Source organism: Nisaea sp., assembly GCF_039990255.1.
Lineage (GTDB): Bacteria > Pseudomonadota > Alphaproteobacteria > Thalassobaculales > Thalassobaculaceae > Nisaea.
Genome location: NZ_JBDXGG010000022.1, coordinates 249,925 through 272,963, shown reverse-complemented (window position 1 = coordinate 272,963; position 23,039 = coordinate 249,925). Strand labels below are relative to the sequence as shown.

Here is a 23,039-nt window from a genome sequence, read left to right as displayed (position 1 = left end):
CCTTAAAGACCGAGGGATTTGCGCACGGCCGGAAGTGCGGCCTTGCCGTCCACCGTCATCACACCGGAAAGCCATGCATCGAGGATACCAGCATTAGCCTTCAGCCATGTCTTGGCAGCATCCTCCGGCTCTTCGCCATCGTTCAGGATTGCGCCCATGATCTCGTTTTCCATGCGGAGCGAGAACATCAGGTTGTCGAGCAGGCGTCCGACATTCGGGCATTCCTTGCCATATCCGGCTCGGGTGTTGGTCAGCACAGAGGCACCGCCCAGATCCGGGCCAAAGAAATCGTCACCGCCATCAAGATAGGCCATCTCGAAGTTGGCGTTCATCGGGTGCGGCTCCCAACCGAGGAACACAACCGGCTCCTCTTTCTTTACCGCGCGGGCCACCTGGGCCAACATGCCCTGCTCGGAGGATTCGACCACGTCAAAGCCTTTTAGCCCGAATGCATCCTTCTCGATCATGTCCAGGATCAGGCGGTTGCCGTCATTGCCCGGCTCGATGCCATAGATCTTGCCGTCCAGCTTGTCCTTGAACTTGGCAATATCGGCAAAGGTCTTCAGACCGGCGTCATAAGCGTACTGAGGCACGGCGAGCGTATATTTCGCGCCGTAGAGATTGACGCCAACGGTTTCTACAGAGCCTTCATCTCGGTATTTCGCGATGTCGCCTTCCATGGTCGGCATCCAGTTGCCGAGGAAAACATCGATATCCTTGTTCTTTAGCGACGCATAAGTGACCGGAACCGAAAGCACCTTCACGTCAGTCTCGTAGCCCATCGCTTCGAGCACCGTCGTGGTGGCAGCAGTCGTCGCCGTGATATCGGTCCAGCCGACATCGGAAAAGCGCACGGTCGAGCAGTTATTCTGGGCCATCGCGGCGCCGGATGACATGATTCCGGCCGCCAAGGCGACGGCGAATGCAGTTTTGGATTTCAGCATGATTTATGCTCCCTGTTTGGATTGCCCCCGTTACTTATCGGAGCAGGCAAACATTATAGCAAATCCTACGCAAGATTTTTATTGATTGAATAGTCAATCAAAAATACGGTCGGCCGCGAAAGGACTTGCCGCCCATGCCCAAAATCGGAATGGAACCAATCCGCCGCAAAGCCCTGATCAATGCTGCGATCGAGGCTATTCACGCACGCGGGTCCTTCGAGGTAACGATGAGCGAGATCGCCCGTCAGGCCGGTGTTTCGGCCGGACTCGCGCATCATTATTTCGGCAGCAAGGATCAGCTCATCGTCGCCACCATGCGGCATCTACTGAGTGAGCTTTCGGTCCAGATTGTCGCGGCGCTTCATGCTGCCAAAACACCGAGAGAGCGTCTGTCGGGCATCATCCAGGCGAACTTCGCGTCCGACCAGTTCCGCCCGGCAACAATTTCCGCTTGGCTAAGCTTCTACGTGAAAGCCCAGAGCATGGACGAGGCATGCCGCGTCCTCTCTATCTATGCCCGGCGCCTACGCAGCAATCTGCAGCACGCGCTGACGCAGCTGACAGACCCGGAGCATGCCCAACATATAGCGGAGGGCACGGCGGCGCTTATCGACGGTCTCTATCTGCGGCACGCGCTGCTGGACAGCGACCCGGACCGCGCAGCTGCGATCCGGCTGACCGAGGATTATATCGACGCGCAACTCACAACCGGGGCAAAGACGTGACGAAGCAGCCCAATATCCTGATCCTGATGGTCGACCAGTTGAACGGAACACTGTTCCCGGACGGCCCGGCGGACTTTCTGCATGCGCCCGCTCTGAAAGCTCTTGCAACAAGATCTGTCCGGTTCAGGAATTCCTACACAGGCAGCCCACTTTGCGCACCCGGCCGCGCAGCCTTCATGTCCGGCCGCCTGCCGTCCCGGACCGGCGTCTATGACAATGCGGCCGAATTCACCTCCGACATCCCGACCTACGCCCATCATCTGCGCCGGGCCGGCTATTACACATGCCTCTCCGGCAAGATGCATTTCGTCGGGCCGGACCAGCTGCACGGCTTCGAGGAGCGGCTGACGACGGATATCTACCCGGCCGATTTCGGCTGGACCCCGGACTACCGCAAACCCGGCGAGCGGATCGACTGGTGGTATCACAATTTGGGTTCGGTCACAGGCGCTGGCGTCGCCGAGATCTCCAACCAGATGGAATATGACAACGAAGTCGCCTTCAACGCGGAACAGAAGCTTTATCAACTTTCCCGTGGCGGCGACGAGCGGCCCTGGTGCCTGACGGTCAGCTTCACCCATCCGCACGACCCGTATGTCGCCCGCCGTAAATTCTGGGATCTCTATGAAGACTGCCCGGAGCTGGAACCGCGCGTCGGGGCCGTTCCATTCGAGGATCAAGACCCCCACAGCCAGCGGCTCTACCTCGCCAACGATTACAAGAATTTCGACATCAGCGCAGAAGATATCAGCCGCTCCCGCCAAGCCTACTACGCGAACATCTCCTATCTGGACGACAAGATCGCGACGCTGCTGGATACCCTAAAGCGCTGCCGGATGGACGAGGACACGATTGTTGTTTTCTGCTCCGATCACGGGGACATGCTGGGAGAGCGTGGGCTCTGGTTCAAGATGAGCTTCTTCGAAGGCTCCGCCCGCGTGCCGATGATGATCGCGGGACCGGGCATCGAGGGACGCACGGTCACTACGCCGGTTTCGACAATCGATATTACGCCGACCCTGGCGGACATTGCCGGTGTTGATCTTTCCGAAGTCGCACCCTGGACTGACGGGGAATCCCTGAAGCCATTGATCGAAGGGGGAGAGCGCACCTCTCCGGTCCTGATCGAATATGCGGCCGAAGGCTCCTATGCCCCACTGATATCGATCCGGCGCGGCCGCTTTAAGTTCAATCACTGCGAACTCGATCCACCCCAGCTTTTCGATCTGGAAGCGGACCCGGACGAGCTGACAAACCTCGCCACCGATCCAGCCCATGCCGATATCCTCACCGCCTTCATGAGCGAGATGCGGGAACGCTGGGACATGCAAAAATTCGACCGCGAGGTCCGGGACAGCCAGGCACGCCGCTGGGTTGTCTACGAAGCCCTGCGCAACGGTTCGTACTATCCGTGGGATTTCCAGCCGCTACAAAAAGCGTCCGAGCGCTACATGCGCAACCACATGGATCTCAACACTCTTGAGGAGACCGCGCGTTTCCCGCGCGGTGAATGAAGCCCATGCAAGCAGATTTCGTGATCGTCGGCTCCGGCTCCGCCGGTGCGGTGATGGCCGACCGGCTCTCCGCCGACGGCAAGAACTCGGTCATTGTTGTGGAATATGGCGGCACCGATATAGGCCCCTTCATCCAGATGCCGGCCGCCCTGTCCTATCCGATGAACATGAGCCACTACGACTGGGGTTATCAGAGCGAGCCAGAGCCGCATCTCGGCGGCCGCCGTCTCGCCTGCCCGCGCGGAAAGGTGATCGGTGGCTCCTCATCGATCAACGGCATGGTCTATGTCCGAGGTCACGCCCGCGATTACGATAATTGGGAGGAACAAGGCGCAACGGGATGGGCCTATAAGAACGTACTGCCCTATTTCGAGCGCATGGAATCAAGTCATGGCGGACAGGACGGCTGGCGCGGCACGAACGGCCCCCTTCATGTAACGCGCGGACCGCGCAAAAACCCGCTCTATCACGCCTTCGTCGAAGCTGGGCAGCAGGCGGGGTTCGAGATGACGGAAGACTATAACGGCGAGAAGCAGGAAGGCTTCGGGCCAATGGAGATGACGGTCCATAATGGTCGCCGTTGGTCCGCCGCCAATGCTTATCTGAAGCTGGCCCTGAAGCGCGCGAACCTGACCATGGTGAATGGCCTTGCCCGTCGTGTCCTGTTCGACGGCAAGCGGGCCACCGGCATCGAGATCGCGCGCGGCAGCTCAATCGAAACCATCACCGCGAACCGTGAAGTGATCCTCGCTGCCTCCTCGATCAACTCACCGAAGCTGTTGAAACTCTCCGGCATTGGTCCGGCAGCCGAGTTGGCCCAGCATGGCATTGAGGTTCTGGCCGACCGGCCGGGCGTGGGCGCCAATCTGCAGGACCATCTGGAGCTCTATATCCAGCAGGAATGCACCCAGCCAATCAGCCTCTACTCGAAGCTGAACCTGTTCTCCAAGGGGCTGATCGGCCTCGAATGGCTGTTGTTCAAGTCCGGCCTCGGCGCCACCAACCATTTTGAGAGCGCTGCGTTTCTACGCTCCAAGGCGGGTGTCGAATATCCGGACATCCAGTATCACTTCCTGCCTGTCGCGATCCGATACGACGGAAAGGCACCGGCCAAAAGTCACGGCTTCCAGGCCCATGTCGGCCCCATGCGTTCGAAGTCGCGGGGCTCAGTCACCTTGCGGTCGGCCGATCCGAATGACGCCCCGGTGATCCAGTTCAACTATATGAGCCATGCGGATGATTGGGCCGATTTCCGGCATTGCATCCGGCTGACCCGAAACATCTTCGGGCAGGATGCCTTTACACCCTATCGCGGCCGGGAAATTTCCCCCGGCGACGATGTGGCAAGCGACGAGGCACTGGATGCATTCATCAGCGAGGCCGTTGAAAGCGCCTACCATCCGAGTGGCACCTGCCGCATGGGGGCAGCCGACGATGCGATGGCCGTTGTCGATCCGGAATGCCGGGTGATCGGGGTCGAGGGACTTCGGCTCGCCGACAGCTCGATCTTCCCCCGCATTCCGAACGGGAACCTGAACGGTCCCTCGATCATGGTTGGCGAGAAAGCCTCCGATCACATTCTGGGCAAAGCACCGCTGGCGCCCTCGAACAAACAGCCCTGGATCAATCCGCGCTGGGAAACCTCAGACCGCTGATATCGACAAGAAGGAGCGAGCCAATGCGCGCCCAACCCACCGCCTCTCACTTTATCGCCGGCAGTCCAATGGAAAGCCCAAAAGGCAAGAGCTTCCCCAGCCTCTACCCGGCAACCGGAGAGACCATCGCGGAACTTCATGCCGCCGATGCCGACACCATCGACAAGGCGGTTTCCTCCGCGCGGGAAGGCCAGAAGGTCTGGGCCGCCCTCAGCGGAGCGGAACGTGGACGGGTCTTGCGGAAGGCAGCGGACCTGATCCGTGAGCGCAACCGGGAGCTTTCGCTGCTGGAAACGCTGGATACGGGCAAGCCGTTACAGGAAACGCTGGTGGCGGATGCCGCTTCCGGTGCGGACTGCCTGGAATATTTCGGCGGTATCGCGGCGGATATCCACGGCGAATACACTGACCTCGGTGGCTCTTTCGCCTACACACGGCGCGAACCGCTCGGCGTTTGCGTCGGCATTGGCGCCTGGAATTACCCGATCCAGATCGCCTGCTGGAAATCAGCACCTGCTTTAGCTTGCGGGAATGCGATGATCTTCAAACCGTCGGAAACGACTCCGCTCACAGCCCTGAAGCTGGCGGAGATCTACAAGGAAGCAGGTCTTCCCGACGGCGTGTTCAGCGTGGTTCAGGGCTTCGGCGATATCGGCGCGGCGCTGGTCAATCATCCTGTCGTTGATAAGGTTTCCGTCACCGGCTCAGTTCCGACCGGCGCAAAGGTCATGGCGGCTGCGGCCGAGGGTCTTAAGCAGGTCACGCTGGAGCTTGGCGGCAAATCTCCGATTATCGTCTTCGAGGATGCGGATATCGAGAACGCGATTTCCGGCGCCATGCTCGGCAACTTCTATTCCAGCGGGCAGATCTGCTCCAATGGTACGCGCGTTTTCGTGCAGAAAAGCATTAAACAGAAATTTCTAGACCGGCTGCGCGAGCGCACCGCGAAGATCCGTCTCGGCGATCCTATGGACGAAGAAACACATCTCGGCCCCCTCGTCTCCAAGCCGCAGTTCGAGAAAGTGCTCGGCTACATCCAGAAAGGCCGCGATGAAGGCGCCCGCGTGCTGATCGGAGGTGACGCAGCCACCGTCCCATCCTTCAAGGATGGCTGGTTCGTCGCCCCGACCGTCTTTGCCGATGTAAAAGACGGCATGACCATTGCCCGCGAGGAAATCTTCGGCCCGGTCATGTGCGTGCTGGATTTCGAAACAGAAGAAGAAGTGCTGGCCCGCGCAAATGCCACCGATTTCGGCCTCGCGGCCGGTGTCTTCACCAAGGACATCCAGCGCGGTCACCGGGTTGTCGCGGCACTTGAGGCCGGCACCTGCTGGATCAACGCCTACAACCTGACCCCGATTGAAATGCCCTTCGGCGGCGTCAAGAAATCCGGCATCGGCCGCGAGAATGCCCGTGCTGCCATCGAGCATTACAGCCAGATCAAGAGCGTCTATGTCGAGATGGGAGACGTTGACAGCCCTTACTGAGTCCAGGCAGTACCTCCTGCGGATCGCGCTAAGAACTCGGTGGCGTACAAGCCCCAGTAGTTGAATTATATTGAGATTTTGGAGCGCAGCAGGTCCCTTCCGGATTCTGAGGGAGAACGACGCAATTCTTGCCTGTATCCCCGGGTATCGGTCGAGGCGTGCCGCAATCGTTTGTCGTACCGTTGAGTGCGTTACCCATATAGCAAGCGTAGTAATGCGCATCGAGCAAGCCGAGGGTCCAGACGAAGGTGCCTGCGATTTTGGGGTGATCCTGGACAATTTCGGCCAATGTCTCGGCACAGTCTGGATAGCCGCGATCATAGTAATATTCACAATTGTTCGGTCCGCCTCGCCCAGATGGAAACTGCGCACCCAAAACCGAGTAGGGCGACATTCCAACGACGTAATTCGAAGCATCCAATGCGAGAGTGCTCCCCGCCGAACAACTGAAAGCCTGCGCCTGGGTAAGGACGCTTGAAACCGATTTTGGCACTGGCTCGTATACGGTTCCGCCAGCGTAATATTGACGAGCAGCCAGATAGTCGTTCAGTCCGTTATCTTGGAACAGACACGAGCCATTTAATACGGCGATGCCAGGCTCCCAAGAACCCTGATCAACGAACGGCGCGAAGGACAGGCCGTAGCTGGTCTGGAAACTTGATGATTGACCGATGCCGGACAGGAGGTTCCCAAACCCGATCGCAGTGCCGCCCTCGATATCGATATCCAAGCCGTCGAAGCCATATGCCGACAGAACCTTATCGAGATAGAAAACCAAACAATTGATGTTTCCAACGCCGCTGCCACCAGCCGCGCAAACTGTTGAATTGGGCGTTAAACTCGCAGTGCTGAGTGCCCCAAGATAATTACCGCTATCTGACCCGAGCACAGACGCGTAGACGTCTGCTCCGCTCGCTTTCAGTTTCGCAATTGTGGCGATCGCAGGTTGATTAGATGCAGGTACGGTCCAATCGTCGGACAATGCCGGGATGTTTCCGATAAGAATAGGATTGGCGGAAAACGGCGGCAAAGAGTGAGGATTGACGTTGGACCACGCGGAGCCTCCAATACTCAGCGCCATCATGTTGAAACGATTGAACGCGGTTTGACCGTAACTAGAGGCCTGCTGGTCGGTCAGATGACCGAATGGCGCCGGTTGATCGTTGATATACGCCGCGTTGAGTTTGGCACACCCGGCAACCGCAAGAGTCAGAAAGGCAACGGTGAACATTTTTGGAGTGAATTGCATTGTCTGCTAACTCCTTAAACGCAGTATCGGCTGGTTAATTGTTTCAGTTTGGACAAAAAATACCCCCATTACTAGGGATCAATAAATTAATTTCTATATTTAATTGTTCAATTTCTCAAAAACCACCTCAGCACGTCAGGCAATTTGGCTCCATGCGGCCGGACTATCCAGCCGGGTCGAGATCGCCTTCCTTGGAATAGTAAATGTCGATACCCCCTATAGATCGACGCCCGGTTGCAAGTCGCCGCCACAGCCACGATGATATCCACCAAGAACTTAAGGGGAATCGCCAATGCGCATCGAAATTATCGGCGGCGGGCCAGCCGGGCTTTATTTTTCATATCTTGTGAAGCGTCAGAGACCTGATTTCGAGATCACGCTTGTCGAGCGTAATGCTGAAGGCGCCACGTTCGGCTTCGGCGTCGTGTTTTCGGACCAGGCACTGGCCTTCATGGCGGCGGATGATCCCGAGACGCACGATGCGATCCTGCCCGCCATGGAAACCTGGCGAAACCTGACGCTCGACCTTGAAGGTGAGCGGATTGATATCGACGGGATGGGCTTCGCCGCCATCGGGCGGCTCGATCTTATCAAAATTCTGACAGAACGGGCCCGGAGTGTCGGTATCGAGCCTCGGTTCGAAAACGAAGCCGACAATATGTCCCGGCTGGACAATGCGGATTTGATCGTCGGAGCGGACGGGTTGAATTCGTTCATTCGCGGTGATGGATCAGAATACGGCACGGAAATGCCGCAGCTGGAAAACCGCTTCATCTGGTACGGCACGGATCGGCCCTTCGATACCCTCACCCAGTCATTTCGGCGTTCCGAAGACGGGCCGTTCAACGCCCATCACTACCGCTACACCCCAACCCTAAGCACCTTCATCGTCGAGACAGACGAGGAAACGTGGCAAGCAGCCAATTTCGAGGATATGGGCGAGGCGGAGACCAAAGCCTATTGCGAGACTGTCTTCGCGGATGTGCTTGAGGGCCATAGCCTGATCACGAACAATTCCTATTGGCGCCGCTTCCCGAAGCTCTCCTGCAAGAACTGGCACAGCGGCAAGCATGTGCTGATCGGCGACGCCGTCCACACGGCCCATTTCAGCATCGGCTCGGGAACCCGGCTCGCCATGGAGGATGCATTGGCCCTTGCAAAGGCCGTGCTTGCGACACCGGATGACATCCCGGCCGCGCTTGCCGCCTACGAAGCCGCCCGCAAACCGATTACGGAAAAGATTGTCCGCGCGGCAAACACCAGTGCGGCCTGGTATGAAGATTTCGCCAACCATATGGAACTTACCCCGGCCGACTTCGCCTATTCCTACATTCAGCGCAGCGGTCGCATGGACAATGAAAGACTGCAACGCCTGGCACCTGAGTTCTTCGCTACCTACAGCCCGCACTGGAACACTGATGTATCGGGAGAACGGGCATGACTCCCGAACAAATCCTGGACCGTGTGCCTAGAGACGCTCCTGAAGCCGGAGAAATCGGGTTTTCAGTACCGGATACCTACAACGCTTCCAGCTTGCTGTTCGATAATCTGGAGCGCGGCCGCGCGAACAAGATCGCTGTCTATTCCGATCGGGGAAACCGGACTTATGGAGAGTTGGCAGAGGATGCCAATCGGTTTGGCAATGGCCTGCTCGCGCTCGGGCTGGGACGCGGAGACCGGGTGTTGCTGCTTATGGACGACACTCCGGCATATCCGGCCGCGATTTTCGGCGCCATTCGGGCGGGCATGGTTCCCATTCTCGCCAACACCCTGTCGAGCCCCGATCTGATTTCCTTCTATATCGAAGATGCCGGTGCGCGCGTCATGATCTTCGATGAGAGCCATGCCGGTACGGTGACGGCACTCGACGCAGCCGCCCTCGCCCCCGTCACCGCGATCTCGGTCAACGGTGCCGGCCCATCAGCTGTTCCTGACGCCCGCGACGGCGTCCGCTGGCTGGAGGCGCAAGCAACTGATCTGAAAGTCGCGATGACGGGACGAGATGACCCGGCTTTCATGATGTATTCCTCGGGTTCCACCGGGCGTCCGAAGGGTATCCTGCACCTGCAGCACGATGCGCTCTACACAGCCGAGAGCTACGCCCGCCATATCCTGCGGATCGGGCCGGACGATATATGTTTCTCGATCCCGAAGATCTTCTTCGCCTATGGCTTCGGTAACGCAATCGCCTTCCCGTTCCATGCCGGGGCCAGCGTCATTCTGTTCTCCGGACGGCCTAAACCGGATGCCGTATTCGAGATGGCCGCCCGTTTCAAACCCACCCTGCTGTTCGGCCTGCCGACACTCTATACGGCGATGATCAAGGACCCGGCTGTGGCCGGAGCCGATCTTTCCTCAGTGCGCATGTGCATCTCTGCTGCGGAAATCCTCTCGCAGGAAATCTTCGACGCCTGGAAGGACCGGTTCGGGTTCGAGATTGTGGAAGGCCTGGGCTCGACCGAGGTACTGCATGTCTATCTCTCGAACACAGAGTCCGAGAAGAAAATCGGCGCCGCCGGAAAGCGCGTGCCCGGCTACGAAGTCATGCTGACGACCCCCGAGGGCAAACCCGCCGCTCCGGGAGAGGACGGCGTGCTTTCAGTGCGCGGCGATTCCAACGCGCCCTGCTACTGGAACCGGCCGGACAAAACGGCCGATACCATGCGTGACGGCTGGATCTACACCGGCGACCGGTTCCGCTGTGACGAGGACGGTTTCTATTTCTTCCTTGGCCGGATCGACGATCTTGTGAAGGTCAGCGGCCAGTGGGTCTACCCGCTTGAGGTTGAACTCTGTCTGAACGAGCATCCACACATCGTTGAATGCGCCGTCGCCGCAGTCCAGTTGCCGGACCGCAGAACGATCCTGCGCGCTTTCATCTCGGCGGCAGACGGGACGGCATCCGGCGATCCACTTACCGCCAACCTGAAAGCCTATGTCCGCGAGACACTGCTGCCTCACAAAGCCCCAAAAGAGTTCGTCTACATGGACAGCCTGCCCAAGACCGGGACTGGCAAGATCGATCGACAGGCCCTGCTCAGGCTCGACCGGAGCGCTTGATCTGAATCCATGTAGCCGTCCCTGCTGCTAAGGCGACAGCGCCAATCAGCAGGGTCGCAAGTGCGTTGATCTCCGGCGTCACACCGAGCCGAACCTTGGAAAAAATGACCATCGGCAAGGTCGATGATCCGGGCCCGGAGACAAAGCTCGCGATCACCAGATCGTCCAGCGAGAGAGTGAAGGCAAGCAACCAGCCGGAGGCAAGCGCCGGAGCCAGCATTGGCAGGGTAACGAGCAGGAAAGCCGTAATCGGACGGGCACCAAGGTCAAGTGCCGCTTCTTCAACGGAGCGATCAATCCCGCTTGCACGCGATTGAACGACAACCGCGACGAAGGCCGTCGAAAACGTGATATGGGCGATCAGGATTGTGTCGATGCCGCGCCCGTAAGGCCAACCGATAAACTGCTCCATGGACACGAAGGTCAGCAGCAGGCTGATGCCGATGATGACATCCGGCATGACCAACGGCGCCGCGATCAGCCCTGCGAAGAGAGCCCGCCCACCGAACCGGCCGAACCTTGCAAGCACCAACCCGGCCATCGTGCCGAGCAGGGTCGCGCCAGTCGCGTTGATCGAGGCGATTTTCAGCGACAGCCAGGCTGCGCTCAAGATCTGCTCGTTGCGGAACAGCTCAAGGTACCATTTCGCCGACCAACCTCCCCACACACTGACCAATTTCGATGCATTGAAGCTGAACAACACAAGCACGACCAGCGGCAGATAAAGAAAGGCAAAACCCGCCATCACCAGCCCGAGCAGCGCAATCTTGCCTCCGCGCCGGCTCATGTCCGTTCCTCGCGTCGGGATTCGGCGAACTGGAACAGCATGATCGGCAACACAAGCAACAGCAGCAGAACCACAGCAAGAGAAGATGCCAGTGTCCAGTCGCGCTCACTGAAGAACGTGTCCCAAAGCATCCGGCCAATCATCAGTGTGTCGGAAGCGCCGAGCATGTTCGGAATAACGAACTCACCCGTCGCCGGGATAAAGACCAGCATGGCGCCGGCGATCATGCCCGGAACAGAGAGCGGCAGTGTGACCAGCAAGAAAGCCTTCCAGGGCCTGCAACCCAGGTCTTCGGCAGCTTCCACCAGCGACCAGTCGAGCCGCTCCAAGGTGGCGTAGAGAGGCAGGATCATAAAGGGCAGATAGGTATAGGAAATGCCGACATAGAGCGCGAAGTCTGTCTGCAGCATCCGGATCGGCGCGTCGATCAGACCGAGATTGCGCAGCAGCCCGTTCACCAGACCAGTATCGGCCATGATCGTCTTCAGGGCATAGACGCGGAGCAGGAACGAGCTCCAGAACGGCAACATGACGGCCATCAGCAGCAGGTTGCGAACCAGCGGCCTTGCCCGGGCGATGACATAGGCCATCGGGTAGCCGATCAGCAATGTCACCAGGGTCGAGACCCCGGCGACCCAGAGCGAGTTCAGGTAGGCCCCACGAAACAGTGCATCTTCGAACAGAAGCTCATAATTGAAGAACGAGCCCTGATAACTGCCGTCAGCACTGAACAGCGGCGAATAGGGCGGCTGCGCGATCAGCGGCTCCGACAGTGAAATTCGGAACACGATGGCGAACGGCACCAGAAAGAAAACGAACAGCCACAGGTAGGGAATGCCCGCCACCGCCCCTTTGCCGGAGAACCAGAAAGACTTTCCAGCCATAACATTGGCCGATCCGGATGCCGGCGCTTCCGCCATCTAGTCGGCTCCAAGCAGAAGCGCGTTTTCAGGTGAGAACCATAGGTCGACCCGATCGTCCCAATCCACGTCCCGCTTGGCCGCATTCTCGCTATTGGCCCGCGTTACCTCGACGAGCGTGCCGTGATCCGTCCTCACCCTGTACGAGGTTATGTCGCCCAAATAGGCCAGCCCTTCAACGACACCGCTGAGCTTATTGATCTGGCCTTCCGGCGCATGCCCTTGGTGCCCGATCCGGACCTTCTCCGGCCGCACCGCGAGCGCCGCCCGGGAGCCAACCGAAACCGAACCGGCAGTAGAGAACAGGGACTCATCGAGGCCACCCACCCTCAATTCCGCGATACCGTCCCGGATTGCGGCAACCGAGCCGTCGAATAAGGTGATATTGCCAAGGAACGCCGCAACAAACCGGGATTCCGGTCTTTCGTATAAGTCCGAAGGAGTACCGATCTGCCGAACCTGCCCCTTGTCCATGACCGCAGAGCGTGTTGAAAGCACCATTGCTTCTTCCTGATCGTGCGTAACCACGATCATGGTGATGCCGGTATCGTCAGCGAGTTTCATCAACTGATACTGCGCATTCTCCCGCAGTCTTTTGTCGAGTGCACCGAGTGGTTCATCGAGAAGCAGCAGTTTCGGACGCTTCACGATAGCGCGCGCCAGAGCAACCCGCTGACGCTGCCCACCGGAAAGCTGATGAGGACGGCGGTTCGCGAATTCGGCCAACTCAAGTTGCGCCAGTGTTTCCGCAACCCGACTTTCAAGCTCCGCACCGCCGATGCCGTCACGTTTCAGTCCGAAGGCCACATTGGCCGCGACGCTCATATGCGGAAACAACGCATAACTCTGGAACATCATGTTGACCGGGCGCTCATAGGGCGGCAGTCCGGTCACGTCTGCACCATCTATTTCGATGCTGCCGGCATTCGGCAATTCGAGCCCCGCGAGCATGCGCAGCAATGTGGTCTTGCCACAACCCGACCCACCGAGAAGACAGAAAATCTCTCCACGATAGATATCCAGGTCAACACCGGAGACAGCTTCAATACTGCCAAACCGCTTGACGATCCCGCGCAACCGCAAAACCGGCTCATGTCGGTCCGGTGCTTCCCACGGTCGGTCGGAATATGCATCGATGGTTGCATGATCGGACATGGCCCGCCCCCGAAGCCGATTGTCGCCAAATGCCTGAAAACGGCACCTGGCGAGGTTCACCGTTCAGCGCGGGGCTGTCAATTGCGGTGCGGCTGCAATCCAATGAAATAAGACCCCAGAAACTCCCGGACAGCAGTGAGCCAGTCAACGAGCGCTTTTATTTTGCGCTAATCGGGTCCTGCCCTACCCTCACAACCATTTTCCCAAAGTTCTTCCCCTTCAGAAGGCCGATGAAGGCTTCAGGCGCTACATCTATCCCCTCGACAATATCCTCACGATACTTGACCCGGCCATCGGCAATCCAGCCTGCCATGTCGCGTGCGAAGTCCGGATAGTCGGACGCAAAATCGTAGACAATGAAACCCTGGATACGCAGCCGCTTGGTCAGCACCGCGCGCATCAGTGCCGGCACACTCGTATCCATCTCCGGAAAGCTGGTCGCATTGTAGAAAGCGATGGTGCCGCAGACAGGCATCCGGGCAAACTGGTTGAATAACGGGAAGACCGCGTCGAACACCTTGCCGCTGACATTCTCGAAATAGACATCGATGCCGTCAGGGCAAGCTTTTGCGAGCTGTTCAGCGAAATCCGGTGCACGGTGATCCACCGCCGCATCGAAACCGAGTTCATTGATCAGATAAGCGCATTTGTCAGCACCACCGGCGATGCCAACCGCACGGGCGCCCCTGATTTTCGCGATCTGCCCGACAGCGGAGCCAACCGGACCCGAGGCGGCTGCGACCACCAGTGTCTCGCCCGCTTTCGGCATGCCGATATTCTTCAATCCTGCATAGGCCGTCAGTCCCGGCATGCCGAGCACACCGAGCGCCGTCGAGATCGGGGCCTGTCCGGTCGCGACCTTACGTACTCCTGTACCGTCAGAAAGCCCGTAGCTCTGCCAGCCGGCGCGGGCGAGGACGATATCTCCTGCCGCAAAATCCGGAATGTTAGAGTCCATTACCTCGGCAACGGTCTCGCCTTCCATCACGCCGTCGATGGGCACTGGCACCGCATAGGATTTCGCATCGCTCATCCGGCCGCGCATATAGGGATCGAGGGAGAGATAGATCACCCGCAACAGCATCTCGCCAGCACCGGGGACCGGGATTTCGGCCTCCTCAAGACGGAAATTTTCCGGGACTGGAGCGCCTTCCGGGCGCGACGCCAGCAACCAGCGGCGATTAATGGCAGTGCTCATGTCAGGATCTCCTCATCCGTAAGTCGATCTTGGAAGTACAGTCGCCAAGTCTGCCGGGTCCAGCGCCTATCCGTGTCCGCTTCATTCGCAAAAAGGACTTTCTCTTCGAAATCAGCCGTTCCCGGCAAGTTCCACCACCGGCCCGCCAGCAGCCTCAGCATCCTCGGGATCGTGCGTCACCAGGATCGACGGCAGGGCCGCGTCCCGCAGGCGCTCGAAGGTGAAACGCCGTATATCGTCCCGCAGATGCCGGTCGAGCTTCGAGAAAGGCTCATCGAGAAGCGCGGCTTTCGGTTCCGACAACAGCAATCTGAGAAGAGCGACGCGGGACGCCTGCCCTCCCGAAAGCGTTGCCGGATCGCGATCCGCAAAACCTTCCAGACCGAACCGGGCCAACGCTTCCCCGGCAGATGCAGTGCGGCCATGGCCACCCGGCGGCATCCCGAACAAAAGGTTCCCGCCCACACTCAGATGCGGGAACAGCATCGGATCTTGAAACAACAAGCCGACATGCCGTGCCTCCGGCAGCGCATTCGTTATATCGGCGCCATTCAGCAGAATTCGCCCCTCAGCACTAAACGGCGCAGTCAGAAAGCCGGCAAGAAAAGAGAGCAGTGTCGATTTACCGGAACCGGACGGCCCCATTACGGTCAGCACGGTGCCCGGCTCAATCATGCAATCGAGCGACAGCAATGCCTTGCCGCCAAGTGTAATCCGAACATCATTCAAGCCTAGGCCCAAAGTCACCGTGTTCCTCCCAACATGCCGCGACGGTTACGCCAGATGAGGCGTGGTGCGGCGAGTGCCAACGCGAACCCGGCCACAGGCAGGACTGCCTGTGTCAGGGCCCAGGCACCGATCAGGCGGCGGTCCCCGCCTGCGGCAAGCGCAATTGCCTCGGTTGTGACAGTCTCCACCCGGCCAGCGCCAAGCAGACGGGTCACCAGATACTGGCCAATGCTGATTGCAGCCCCGACGGCAAAGGCCGTGAGCAGCGGGGTCAGCAACATCGGCAAACGCACGCGCCAGAACGCCCCCGACGCGCTCTGACCAAGTGTCCGGGCGATCTTGGTCCAGGCCGGGTCCTGCCGACGATAGGCTTCAGAAAGCGAGAGATAGACATATGGCAGCACGAAAATCACATGCCCTGCGGCGACCAGCCCACCGCCCGGTGGCGCGCCAACCAGCTCCGCCAGTAAGACCAGACCGAAAATGAAGCCGATCTGTGGCACCAGAAGAGGCACATAAATCAGGAGTTCCAGAACCCGTCCCGAACGCGCGTCTCGCTGCCGTTCGTTTTCAAGAACACAAACCACCAGCACAAGGGATAGCAGCGTCGTCAGCAACGCGATCCAGAGCGTGGCTGCAACTGGCCCGCCCGCCGTTTCCGCGACACTCTGCCAATGCGCCAGTGTCCAGCGCCCAGGCAGCGCATCCGGAAAGCGCCAGACCCGGGCGAAGGCATTCAGGGCAAGTGCGGCTATGCCGAGCACCGAGGCAAGGATGAGCGCCGGAAACAGTCCCCGCCCCAACGTTGCAAGACCCATATCGCCGGTGCGCCTTTTGCCAGAGACAAGCCAGCCGCGCACCAGCAACCCGATGCAACGTTCGGCCAGGATCCAGAATGCAATGGCTCCAGCCGTTACGGCAAACTGCAGAATGGCGCCTGCCGACGCGATCATCCTGAAATCGAGATCCGGGTCGTTCGACCATCGCAGGATCTGCACCGCCAGCGGCGGAGGCGATACCGGGCCGAGGATCAGGGCCACGTCGATATTGGCGGAGGAGTAAGCGATCACCGCGTAGACCGGCAGGCGCAGCAGCGGATAAAGCGCCGGTACCACTCCCTTGAACCAGGCCGAGATACGCCCGTATCCGAACGAACGGGCCAGTCTCATCCGTTCACCCGCATGAATCTGGGCAAGCGGTGCCAGCGCCATCAGCAGCAGAAATGGCACTTCCTTAATCACCAGCCCCGCCATCAGCGAAAGTCCCCATTCGTCCTGCACGATCAGCAGGTCCGGCGGGCGTTGCCAGCCTGTGGCCCAGGGAGAGAGCAGTCGAGCGAGAAACCCGGACGGAGCGATCAAGAATGCCAGAGCAAAGGCAGCAGCCGCATGAGGAACCGCCAGCATCGGCGCAATCGCTTGGCGCAACCAGATAAAGGCTCGGGTCTCGAAAAAGACGGCCAGAAACAACAATGCCAGAAAGAGAGATATCCCCGGCGTCAAAACTCCCAAGGCAAACGACAGCAAAACCGAATTTCCGATACCCGGCCAATCGAGCAGAGCCCGCCAAGCATCCAGGCCAAATTCTTCATGCCCGAGTGCAGGGAGGAAACCAGAAGACGGAATCAGCGCACCGAGCGACCCGGCAATCACCGGGCCGGTCAAGATAATGGCGACCAGATAAGGGGCTACTCTCAGCATCCAGGGTGTACCAACGGTGAAATTGTCACCCTCCTCCGTACCGCCGCACCCATTCCGCCTCAAGTGCTTCGGTCCAACTCGGATGCGGCTCGGCCAGCATAGTGCCAAGTTGATCAGCAGGAAGCGCCGCCGGGCCGAGATCAAGACTTCGGAACGCATCCGCCTGCTCGTTCTCTAACTGTCCGAGGGACAACACCGTGGCGGAACCCCAATAGGCCGGGTCCTGCTTGCGCATTTGCGCCTCCGGTGAGAGCAGGAAGTTGGCCAGCACCATAGCCGCATCGCTATGGGCTGCGTTGAACGGTATGGCGACAAAGCTGACATTGCCGATGGTGCCGCTATCGAATACGTAGTTCCGCACTGTCCCAGGCAGCTCTCCGCTTTCGATTCCCGCAGATGCTTCGGATTGACTGAAGGCGAAAGAAATATCTATTTCGCCGTCGCTCATCAGGCGCCGCATACCACCGGCATTCTTGGGAAAACTTCGCGCCTGACGCCAAAGAGCGGGGTGAAGCTGATCCAGATAATCCCAGAGTGGCTGAGACACCGCAGCAAAATCACTCTCTGAAATCGGCTTGTAGAGAGCGGATTTATCGGCTGCGCGCTCGATCAGGATTTGCTTGAGAAAGGTTGTCCCCAGAAAACTTGGCGGAAGTGGATAGGTAAAGCGCCCTCGATTCTCCTGGGCCCAGGCGAGCAATGCGTCCGAGGTCGCGGGCGGTTCCGGCAAAACTACACTATCACGGTAAAAGACCAACCGGGCCCGTGCCCACGGCATCTCCAGCCCGTCGACAGGAACCCCGAAATCTAGTCCTAGATCCGGATTGTTCGCAGGATCGGTCAGCGCATGATTTGGCAACCGGTCGAGCCACGGGCCAAAAAGCAGGCCATTCCGCTTCATTGCGGCGAAATTCTCGCCGTTGATCCAGATGAGATCGATGGCGCCGCCTTCAGCACGCCCAGCAGATTTTTCGGCTAGCACGCGGGCGACCGCCTCGGCCGTATCCGTCAGTTTCACATGCACCACGGAAACGCCGAAACGCTCCTTGACCTGCTTACCGGTCCAGCCGATATAAGCGTTGATTCGCGAATCACCGCCCCATGCATTCCAGTAAACGGTCTGCCCCCCGGCAGCACTGAGCACCTGTTTCCATTCCACGGATGCATCTTTTGCAGAGACCGTAGACACCCCCGTCAATAGCCCGAATACCAATACTAGCGGCGCGAAACTGCGTCGAAAATGCACGAGAGAAACTCCATTCCTGCCAATCGATAAGAAGCGGCGAGACGCTAATACAACTCGATTGCAGATCGAAATGACATCGCCGCGAGCACATTCTAGCTTTTCCTGCGCGCGTTTTCGCACCTTATGCCGGCAGTAGTTTCGACACGCGGAACTGCGTTCCGCAAATTGACCTTAGCGCACTGGACGTGGCATATTTGGTCTGAACCTGCCCATGAACGAGAGGCAGGGCCAGAGCCTCAAGGTTCCGGCGTTGAAAAGGAAACGGCCAGGCAAGATGCCCAACAACACTGACCAGAATGATGAAGACAAGGATCGCCAGTTTGTCACCGCCCTCGCCCGCGGTCTCGAAATCCTGCGCGCCTTCAAGCCTGGTGACGGTGGCCTCGGAAATCAGGAACTTGCGGAGCGCACCAATCTACCGAAGCCAACGATCTCGCGCCTGACACATACACTGACAAAGCTCGACTATCTGACACTGGATGATAGCACCGGGCTCTACCAACTTGGCCCGAGCGTCCTCTCTCTTGGCTATTCGTTCCTTTCCAATCTGGATATCCGCGCCCGGGCCCGTCCGCTGATGCAGCAGATGGCCAACGATGTAGACGCGGCGATCTCGCTCGGCACGCGCGACCGGCTTGAGATGCTGTATCTGGAAACCTGCCGTGGTGATGGCGCGCTGACGCTGCGCCTCGATGTCGGCTCGCGGCTTCCTATCGCGGAAACAGCAATGGGCAGAGCCTTTCTTGCAGCCCTGCCGGCAGACGAGCGCGAGTATCTGATGGATCATATCAAGCGCAAGGACCCCGGACGCCACATCAGGGTGAAAGATGGCGTCGATCAGGCGGTGGAAGACATCGCCACCTACGGCTTTACGTTCTCTCTCGCCGATTGGCACAAGGATGTACATGCCGTTGGAGTCCCGGTCATCATGCCGGACCGCTCCGCTGTGTTCGCTCTCAATTGCGGCGGCCCGAGCTTCCTGCTGTCCCGCGAGAAGCTTGAGACCGACCTTGGGCCACGTCTCGTCAGACTGGCGGAAAATCTGACTATGGGGAGTCAGAGTATTCGTGTCGTCGCCTCGAACACCTGAACCAGATCACCTGCCTCCAGCTTACCTGCCGACCGGACGGACCAAAAATGACAGAGAGTTACCAGCGCAGCTTTTCCAAGGGCTCGTATCTTCATGCGATCATCGACCGCAGAGCTGAGGACGCCGCCGACCGCATTCTCCTGAGCGATGCTGAAATCGCGCTCGACGGACGCAGTCTGAAACAGGCTGTCGACAAGGCTGCCGACGCACTGAGGCACTATGGCGTCCGTGGCGGTGATCGGGTCCTGCTGGTCAACGAGAACGCAGCCGCTCTCCAGGTGCTCATCTTCGCGCTCTCCCGCATCGGCGCCTGGACCGTGCTGATCAATGCCCGCATGACCGGCAACGAGATTCGCAAGATCGCTGAGCATGCGGGCGCCCGAACCACGCTTTTCACCACCGGCGTCTCGCCGGACGCTGTAGCCCATGCAACCGCAGCCGGGGCCATACCGTTTGATATGGAACCCCTGACCGGCGTCCGGATCGCACCGCTAAACGACGCCGCCGAGGCCGAACCGCTCGGCCGGGACGGGACGGACCAGGTTGCAGCACTGATCTATACATCGGGTACGACCGGACAGCCCAAGGGCGTCATGCTGACTCATGACAATCTGATGTTCATCGCCGAAATCTCCGGCAGCATCCGCGCCATAGGACCGAAAGACTTCGCCTATGGCGTCCTGCCGACATCGCATGTGTTCGGGCTGGCCTCGGTCTTCCTGGGCACCCTTGCCCATGGAGGACATCTGCACACCGTCTCAAGATTCGCGCCGAAAGATGCTGCCCGCGCTCTCGCCGAAGATGGCGTCACCATTTTCCAGGGCGTTCCAGCCATGTATGCGCACCTGCTGGAGCTCTCGGCCAGGAACGGTGCCCCCCTACCCGCCCCGAAACTACGCTATCTCTCCGCCGGAGGCGCACCGCTCGACCTTGCGATCAAGGCCAATGTCGAAGCCATGTGGAAGCAACCTCTGCATAACGGTTACGGGCTGACCGAAACCGCACCGACCGTAACCACCACTCGCATGCATGCACCTGCAAAAGACGAAACCGTCGGCCCGGCAATTCCCGGCGTTGAATTCAGAATAGCGGACCGGGATACAGGCCAGCCCAAGCAGATCGACGAAGTTGGCGAAATCTGGATCCGTGGCCCCAACGTGATGAAGGGCTATTACCGCGATCCCGAGCAGACAGCTCAGGTCATCACATCTGACGGCTGGTTCAAATCCGGGGACCTCGGGCGTACGGATGCAAACGGCAATCTTTATGTTGTCGGCCGTCTGAAGGAGCTGATCATCCGATCAGGCTTCAACGTCTATCCAGCCGAGGTAGAAGGCGTCCTAGCCCAGCACCCCGATATAGCATTGTCAGCTGTTGTCGGCCGCGTGGCGGATGATAACGAGGAAGTCGTCGCTTTTGTGCAGACGATTGCCGGGCGGAAAATCGAGAAAGACGCATTGGAAGCCCATATGAGGGCTAATCTCGCACCCTATAAATGCCCCAGCCACTACGTCTTCATGCAAGCTCTTCCTGCGACTGCAACGGGAAAAATCCTTAAGGCAGAGCTGAAACAACAGGCGGATATCATCAGTTCTGCATAGTCATTCCGGGACGTCTCCGACGTCCCGCGCATTGCTGCATTGCGCAATCAATTTCTTGACTTCTTTCATTTTAACCATCACTCATATCGCCAAGCGGGGTAATCGCGCGACGGTCCGACTAGGACTTTCTGTTACCCTGAAATTGGATAAATCTCCGTTTGCTCCAGGTGCGCGTGGAAGACGGGCTAAAGGCTAGGCCCTGTCTATCGTCTCCGGACATGATAGCGCTATGTCGCAATGGACCAAATGACTCTGTGACTAATAAGACTTTTTCAGAACTCGCCTTGTGCGAGCCCATCCTGCGTTCCCTGACGGAAGCCGGATACGAAACCCCAACTCCAATCCAACAGCAATCGATCCCCCTGCTTCTGGACCGCCGCGACCTGCTCGCGATCGCCCAGACCGGAACGGGTAAAACGGCAGCATTCTCGCTGCCTATATTGCACCAGCTTGCCGAGTCCGACAAAGCCGGACGCCGCAAGACACCCCCGAAAACCGCTCGAGTTCTAATTCTCGCCCCAACCCGTGAGCTCGCGGTTCAAATCGGCGAGAACATCTCAACCTACACCCGGCACCTTCGCCTGAAGAAGGTCGTTGTGGTCGGCGGTGTTGCCTTTGGCCCGCAGAAGGCTGCTCTCAGCGGCGGAGTGGACATCCTTATTGCGACACCGGGCCGGTTGCTGGATCTTGTGAACCGCCACTGCCTTCTCCTTGATCAGGTCTCGCACCTCGTGCTCGACGAAGCCGACCGCATGCTCGACATGGGCTTTATCCATGACGTGCGTAAGATTGCGAAAATGATCCCGGCGTCCCGGCAGAGCCTGTTGTTCTCCGCCACTATGCCGCCCAAAGTCGAACAGCTGGCTCAGTTCCTGTTGAAAGAGCCGGCCCGTGTGGAAGTGACGCCTGAACAGCTGACCGTCGAGCGGATTCACCAGACCGTGCATCACGTTCAGTCATCTTCCAAGCAGGGTCTCTTGCTTGAGATCCTGTCGAATCCCGACTTCAACAGAGTCATCATTTTCACCCGGACAAAGCACAAGGCCGACCGGGTTGCGAAGATGCTCACCGCTTCCGGAATCGAATCCGAAGCGCTGCACGGTAACAAAACCCAGAGCGCGCGCCAGCGTGCCCTTCAAAGGTTCCGTAACGGAGCTTGCCGGGCGCTTGTTGCAACAGATATCGCCGCACGCGGGATCGATGTCAGCGACGTCACCCACGTAATCAACTTCGAGCTGCCGAACGAGCCGGAAAGCTATGTGCATCGGATTGGTCGCACGGCACGAGCAGGGACCGAAGGGGCAGCTCTGTCACTTTGCGATCCGGAAGAATTCGCTTATTTGCTCGATATCGAACGCCTTACGGGTCAGCGGATCGAAGTAATCGGTGGGACGGCCCCTGAGCGGCAACACGCGAATGACGGTGGAAACCGCCGCGGCCAACGCCCGAACGGGCCTGGCAAAGGCCGGGGTCAGAAGCGGCGCGGCGGCCAGTCTTTCGCAAAGAAAGACGGCAACGGTGGCGGTAATGGCAACGGTTCTGGCGAAAAGCCGGATCGTCGTCCGCAGAAGCCCGGCAACAAGCCGAAGGCTCCGCATCGGAAACCGAATGGCGGTGGGGGTGAAAACACTCTCCGGCGCAAGCAATCGAAACGCCAGGAAGCAGCGTAGGCTGGCGTTCGATTCTTAGCCGGACCGGGGCATCGGGACGGCTATGAAACTGGCATTGATTTAATATGGAGATGAAAATGGCGACAGGGACAGTTAAGTGGTTCAACACCACGAAGGGCTACGGATTCATTAAGCCGGACGATGGCGGCGCAGATGTGTTCGTTCACATCACTGCTCTTCAGACCGCTGGTTTGGACGGGCTCCCTGACGGAACCAAGATCACCTTCGATCTTGAAGAAGATAGCCGTCGTGGCCGGTCATTTGCCGCTAATCTGAAAGTCGACTGATCGACATTCTCATCCCGAACCC

Annotated in this window: 19 protein-coding genes; 10 read left to right on the top strand and 9 right to left on the bottom strand. The window is 58.9% G+C overall.

Features of this window, described 5'->3' with window-relative positions; all coding sequences use genetic code 11:
- Positions 1-2 precede the first annotated feature (2 nt).
- Positions 3-944, bottom strand: coding sequence for a choline ABC transporter substrate-binding protein (locus tag ABJ076_RS20580; protein ID WP_348193262.1), 942 nt, complete (start codon positions 942-944; stop codon positions 3-5).
- A gap of 134 nt (positions 945-1,078) precedes the next feature.
- On the opposite strand from ABJ076_RS20580, the gene betI reads away from it, so the two are divergent.
- The 4 genes from betI to betB are packed head-to-tail and all read left to right on the top strand — an operon-like array spanning position 1,079 to position 6,325.
- The gene (betI, locus tag ABJ076_RS20575; RefSeq protein WP_348193260.1) at positions 1,079-1,669 is read left to right on the top strand and encodes a transcriptional regulator BetI; all 591 of its coding nucleotides are present in this window, start codon (positions 1,079-1,081) and stop codon (positions 1,667-1,669) included.
- Positions 1,666-3,183 (top strand): choline-sulfatase, encoded by a 1,518-nt coding sequence (betC, locus tag ABJ076_RS20570; protein ID WP_348193257.1) that lies wholly within the window; start codon positions 1,666-1,668, stop codon positions 3,181-3,183. The genes betI and betC overlap by 4 nt, the downstream gene beginning before the upstream one ends.
- Positions 3,184-3,188: 5 nt before the next feature.
- Positions 3,189-4,838 (top strand): choline dehydrogenase, encoded by a 1,650-nt coding sequence (gene betA, locus ABJ076_RS20565; RefSeq protein WP_348193254.1) that lies wholly within the window; start codon positions 3,189-3,191, stop codon positions 4,836-4,838.
- Positions 4,839-4,861: 23 nt separating this feature from the next.
- Positions 4,862-6,325, top strand: coding sequence for a betaine-aldehyde dehydrogenase (betB, locus tag ABJ076_RS20560; protein WP_348193252.1), 1,464 nt, complete (start codon positions 4,862-4,864; stop codon positions 6,323-6,325).
- Positions 6,326-6,353: 28 nt separating this feature from the next.
- On the opposite strand, the gene ABJ076_RS20555 is transcribed toward betB, so the two are convergent.
- Positions 6,354-7,574, bottom strand: a complete 1,221-nt coding sequence (locus ABJ076_RS20555) for a hypothetical protein (protein ID WP_348193251.1) — start codon at positions 7,572-7,574, stop codon at positions 6,354-6,356.
- 292 nt (positions 7,575-7,866) lie between these two features.
- On the opposite strand from ABJ076_RS20555, the gene ABJ076_RS20550 reads away from it, so the two are divergent.
- Both ABJ076_RS20550 and ABJ076_RS20545 read left to right on the top strand, forming a co-directional pair.
- On the top strand, positions 7,867-9,015 hold the full coding sequence (locus ABJ076_RS20550) for an FAD-dependent monooxygenase (RefSeq protein ID WP_348193249.1): 1,149 nt from the start codon (positions 7,867-7,869) through the stop codon (positions 9,013-9,015).
- A complete protein-coding gene (locus ABJ076_RS20545; protein WP_348193247.1) occupies positions 9,012-10,634 on the top strand; it encodes a benzoate-CoA ligase family protein in 1,623 nt (540 codons plus the stop codon). Before ABJ076_RS20550 ends, ABJ076_RS20545 begins: the two co-directional genes overlap by 4 nt.
- Here the strand turns inward: ABJ076_RS20545 and ABJ076_RS20540 are convergent.
- The 7 genes from ABJ076_RS20540 to ABJ076_RS20510 all read right to left on the bottom strand — a co-directional run bounded on the left by ABJ076_RS20540 (position 10,612) and on the right by ABJ076_RS20510 (position 18,369).
- Entirely contained in the window at positions 10,612-11,421 is an 810-nt protein-coding gene (locus tag ABJ076_RS20540; RefSeq protein WP_348193245.1) for an ABC transporter permease subunit, read from the bottom strand. The genes ABJ076_RS20545 and ABJ076_RS20540 overlap by 23 nt on opposite strands.
- Complete coding sequence (locus ABJ076_RS20535) at positions 11,418-12,341, bottom strand: ABC transporter permease subunit (RefSeq protein WP_348193242.1); 924 nt, start codon at positions 12,339-12,341, stop codon at positions 11,418-11,420. The genes ABJ076_RS20540 and ABJ076_RS20535 overlap by 4 nt, the downstream gene beginning before the upstream one ends.
- On the bottom strand, positions 12,342-13,496 hold the full coding sequence (locus tag ABJ076_RS20530; protein ID WP_348193240.1) for an ABC transporter ATP-binding protein: 1,155 nt from the start codon (positions 13,494-13,496) through the stop codon (positions 12,342-12,344).
- Between the two features lie 157 nt (positions 13,497-13,653).
- Positions 13,654-14,694, bottom strand: coding sequence for an NADP-dependent oxidoreductase (locus ABJ076_RS20525; protein WP_348193237.1), 1,041 nt, complete (start codon positions 14,692-14,694; stop codon positions 13,654-13,656).
- Positions 14,695-14,805: 111 nt separating this feature from the next.
- The gene (locus ABJ076_RS20520) at positions 14,806-15,441 is read right to left on the bottom strand and encodes an ATP-binding cassette domain-containing protein (RefSeq protein ID WP_348193235.1); all 636 of its coding nucleotides are present in this window, start codon (positions 15,439-15,441) and stop codon (positions 14,806-14,808) included.
- Entirely contained in the window at positions 15,438-17,123 is a 1,686-nt protein-coding gene (locus ABJ076_RS20515; protein ID WP_348193232.1) for an ABC transporter permease subunit, read from the bottom strand. The genes ABJ076_RS20520 and ABJ076_RS20515 overlap by 4 nt, the downstream gene beginning before the upstream one ends.
- Positions 17,124-17,148: 25 nt before the next feature.
- Positions 17,149-18,369: an ABC transporter substrate-binding protein gene (locus ABJ076_RS20510; protein WP_348193230.1), complete on the bottom strand. Its 1,221-nt coding sequence runs from the start codon at positions 18,367-18,369 to the stop codon at positions 17,149-17,151.
- A 274-nt stretch (positions 18,370-18,643) separates the two neighbouring features.
- Here ABJ076_RS20510 and ABJ076_RS20505 point away from each other — a divergent pair, with 274 nt between their 5' ends.
- From ABJ076_RS20505 to ABJ076_RS20490, 4 genes are all read left to right on the top strand, one after another.
- On the top strand, positions 18,644-19,459 hold the full coding sequence (locus tag ABJ076_RS20505; protein ID WP_348199131.1) for an IclR family transcriptional regulator: 816 nt from the start codon (positions 18,644-18,646) through the stop codon (positions 19,457-19,459).
- Positions 19,460-19,506: 47 nt separating this feature from the next.
- Positions 19,507-21,060: an AMP-binding protein gene (locus ABJ076_RS20500; protein WP_348193225.1), complete on the top strand. Its 1,554-nt coding sequence runs from the start codon at positions 19,507-19,509 to the stop codon at positions 21,058-21,060.
- Positions 21,061-21,314: 254 nt separating this feature from the next.
- The gene (locus ABJ076_RS20495; RefSeq protein ID WP_348193223.1) at positions 21,315-22,730 is read left to right on the top strand and encodes a DEAD/DEAH box helicase; all 1,416 of its coding nucleotides are present in this window, start codon (positions 21,315-21,317) and stop codon (positions 22,728-22,730) included.
- Positions 22,731-22,807: 77 nt separating this feature from the next.
- Positions 22,808-23,017, top strand: coding sequence for a cold-shock protein (locus tag ABJ076_RS20490; RefSeq protein WP_348193221.1), 210 nt, complete (start codon positions 22,808-22,810; stop codon positions 23,015-23,017).
- Positions 23,018-23,039 lie beyond the last annotated feature (22 nt).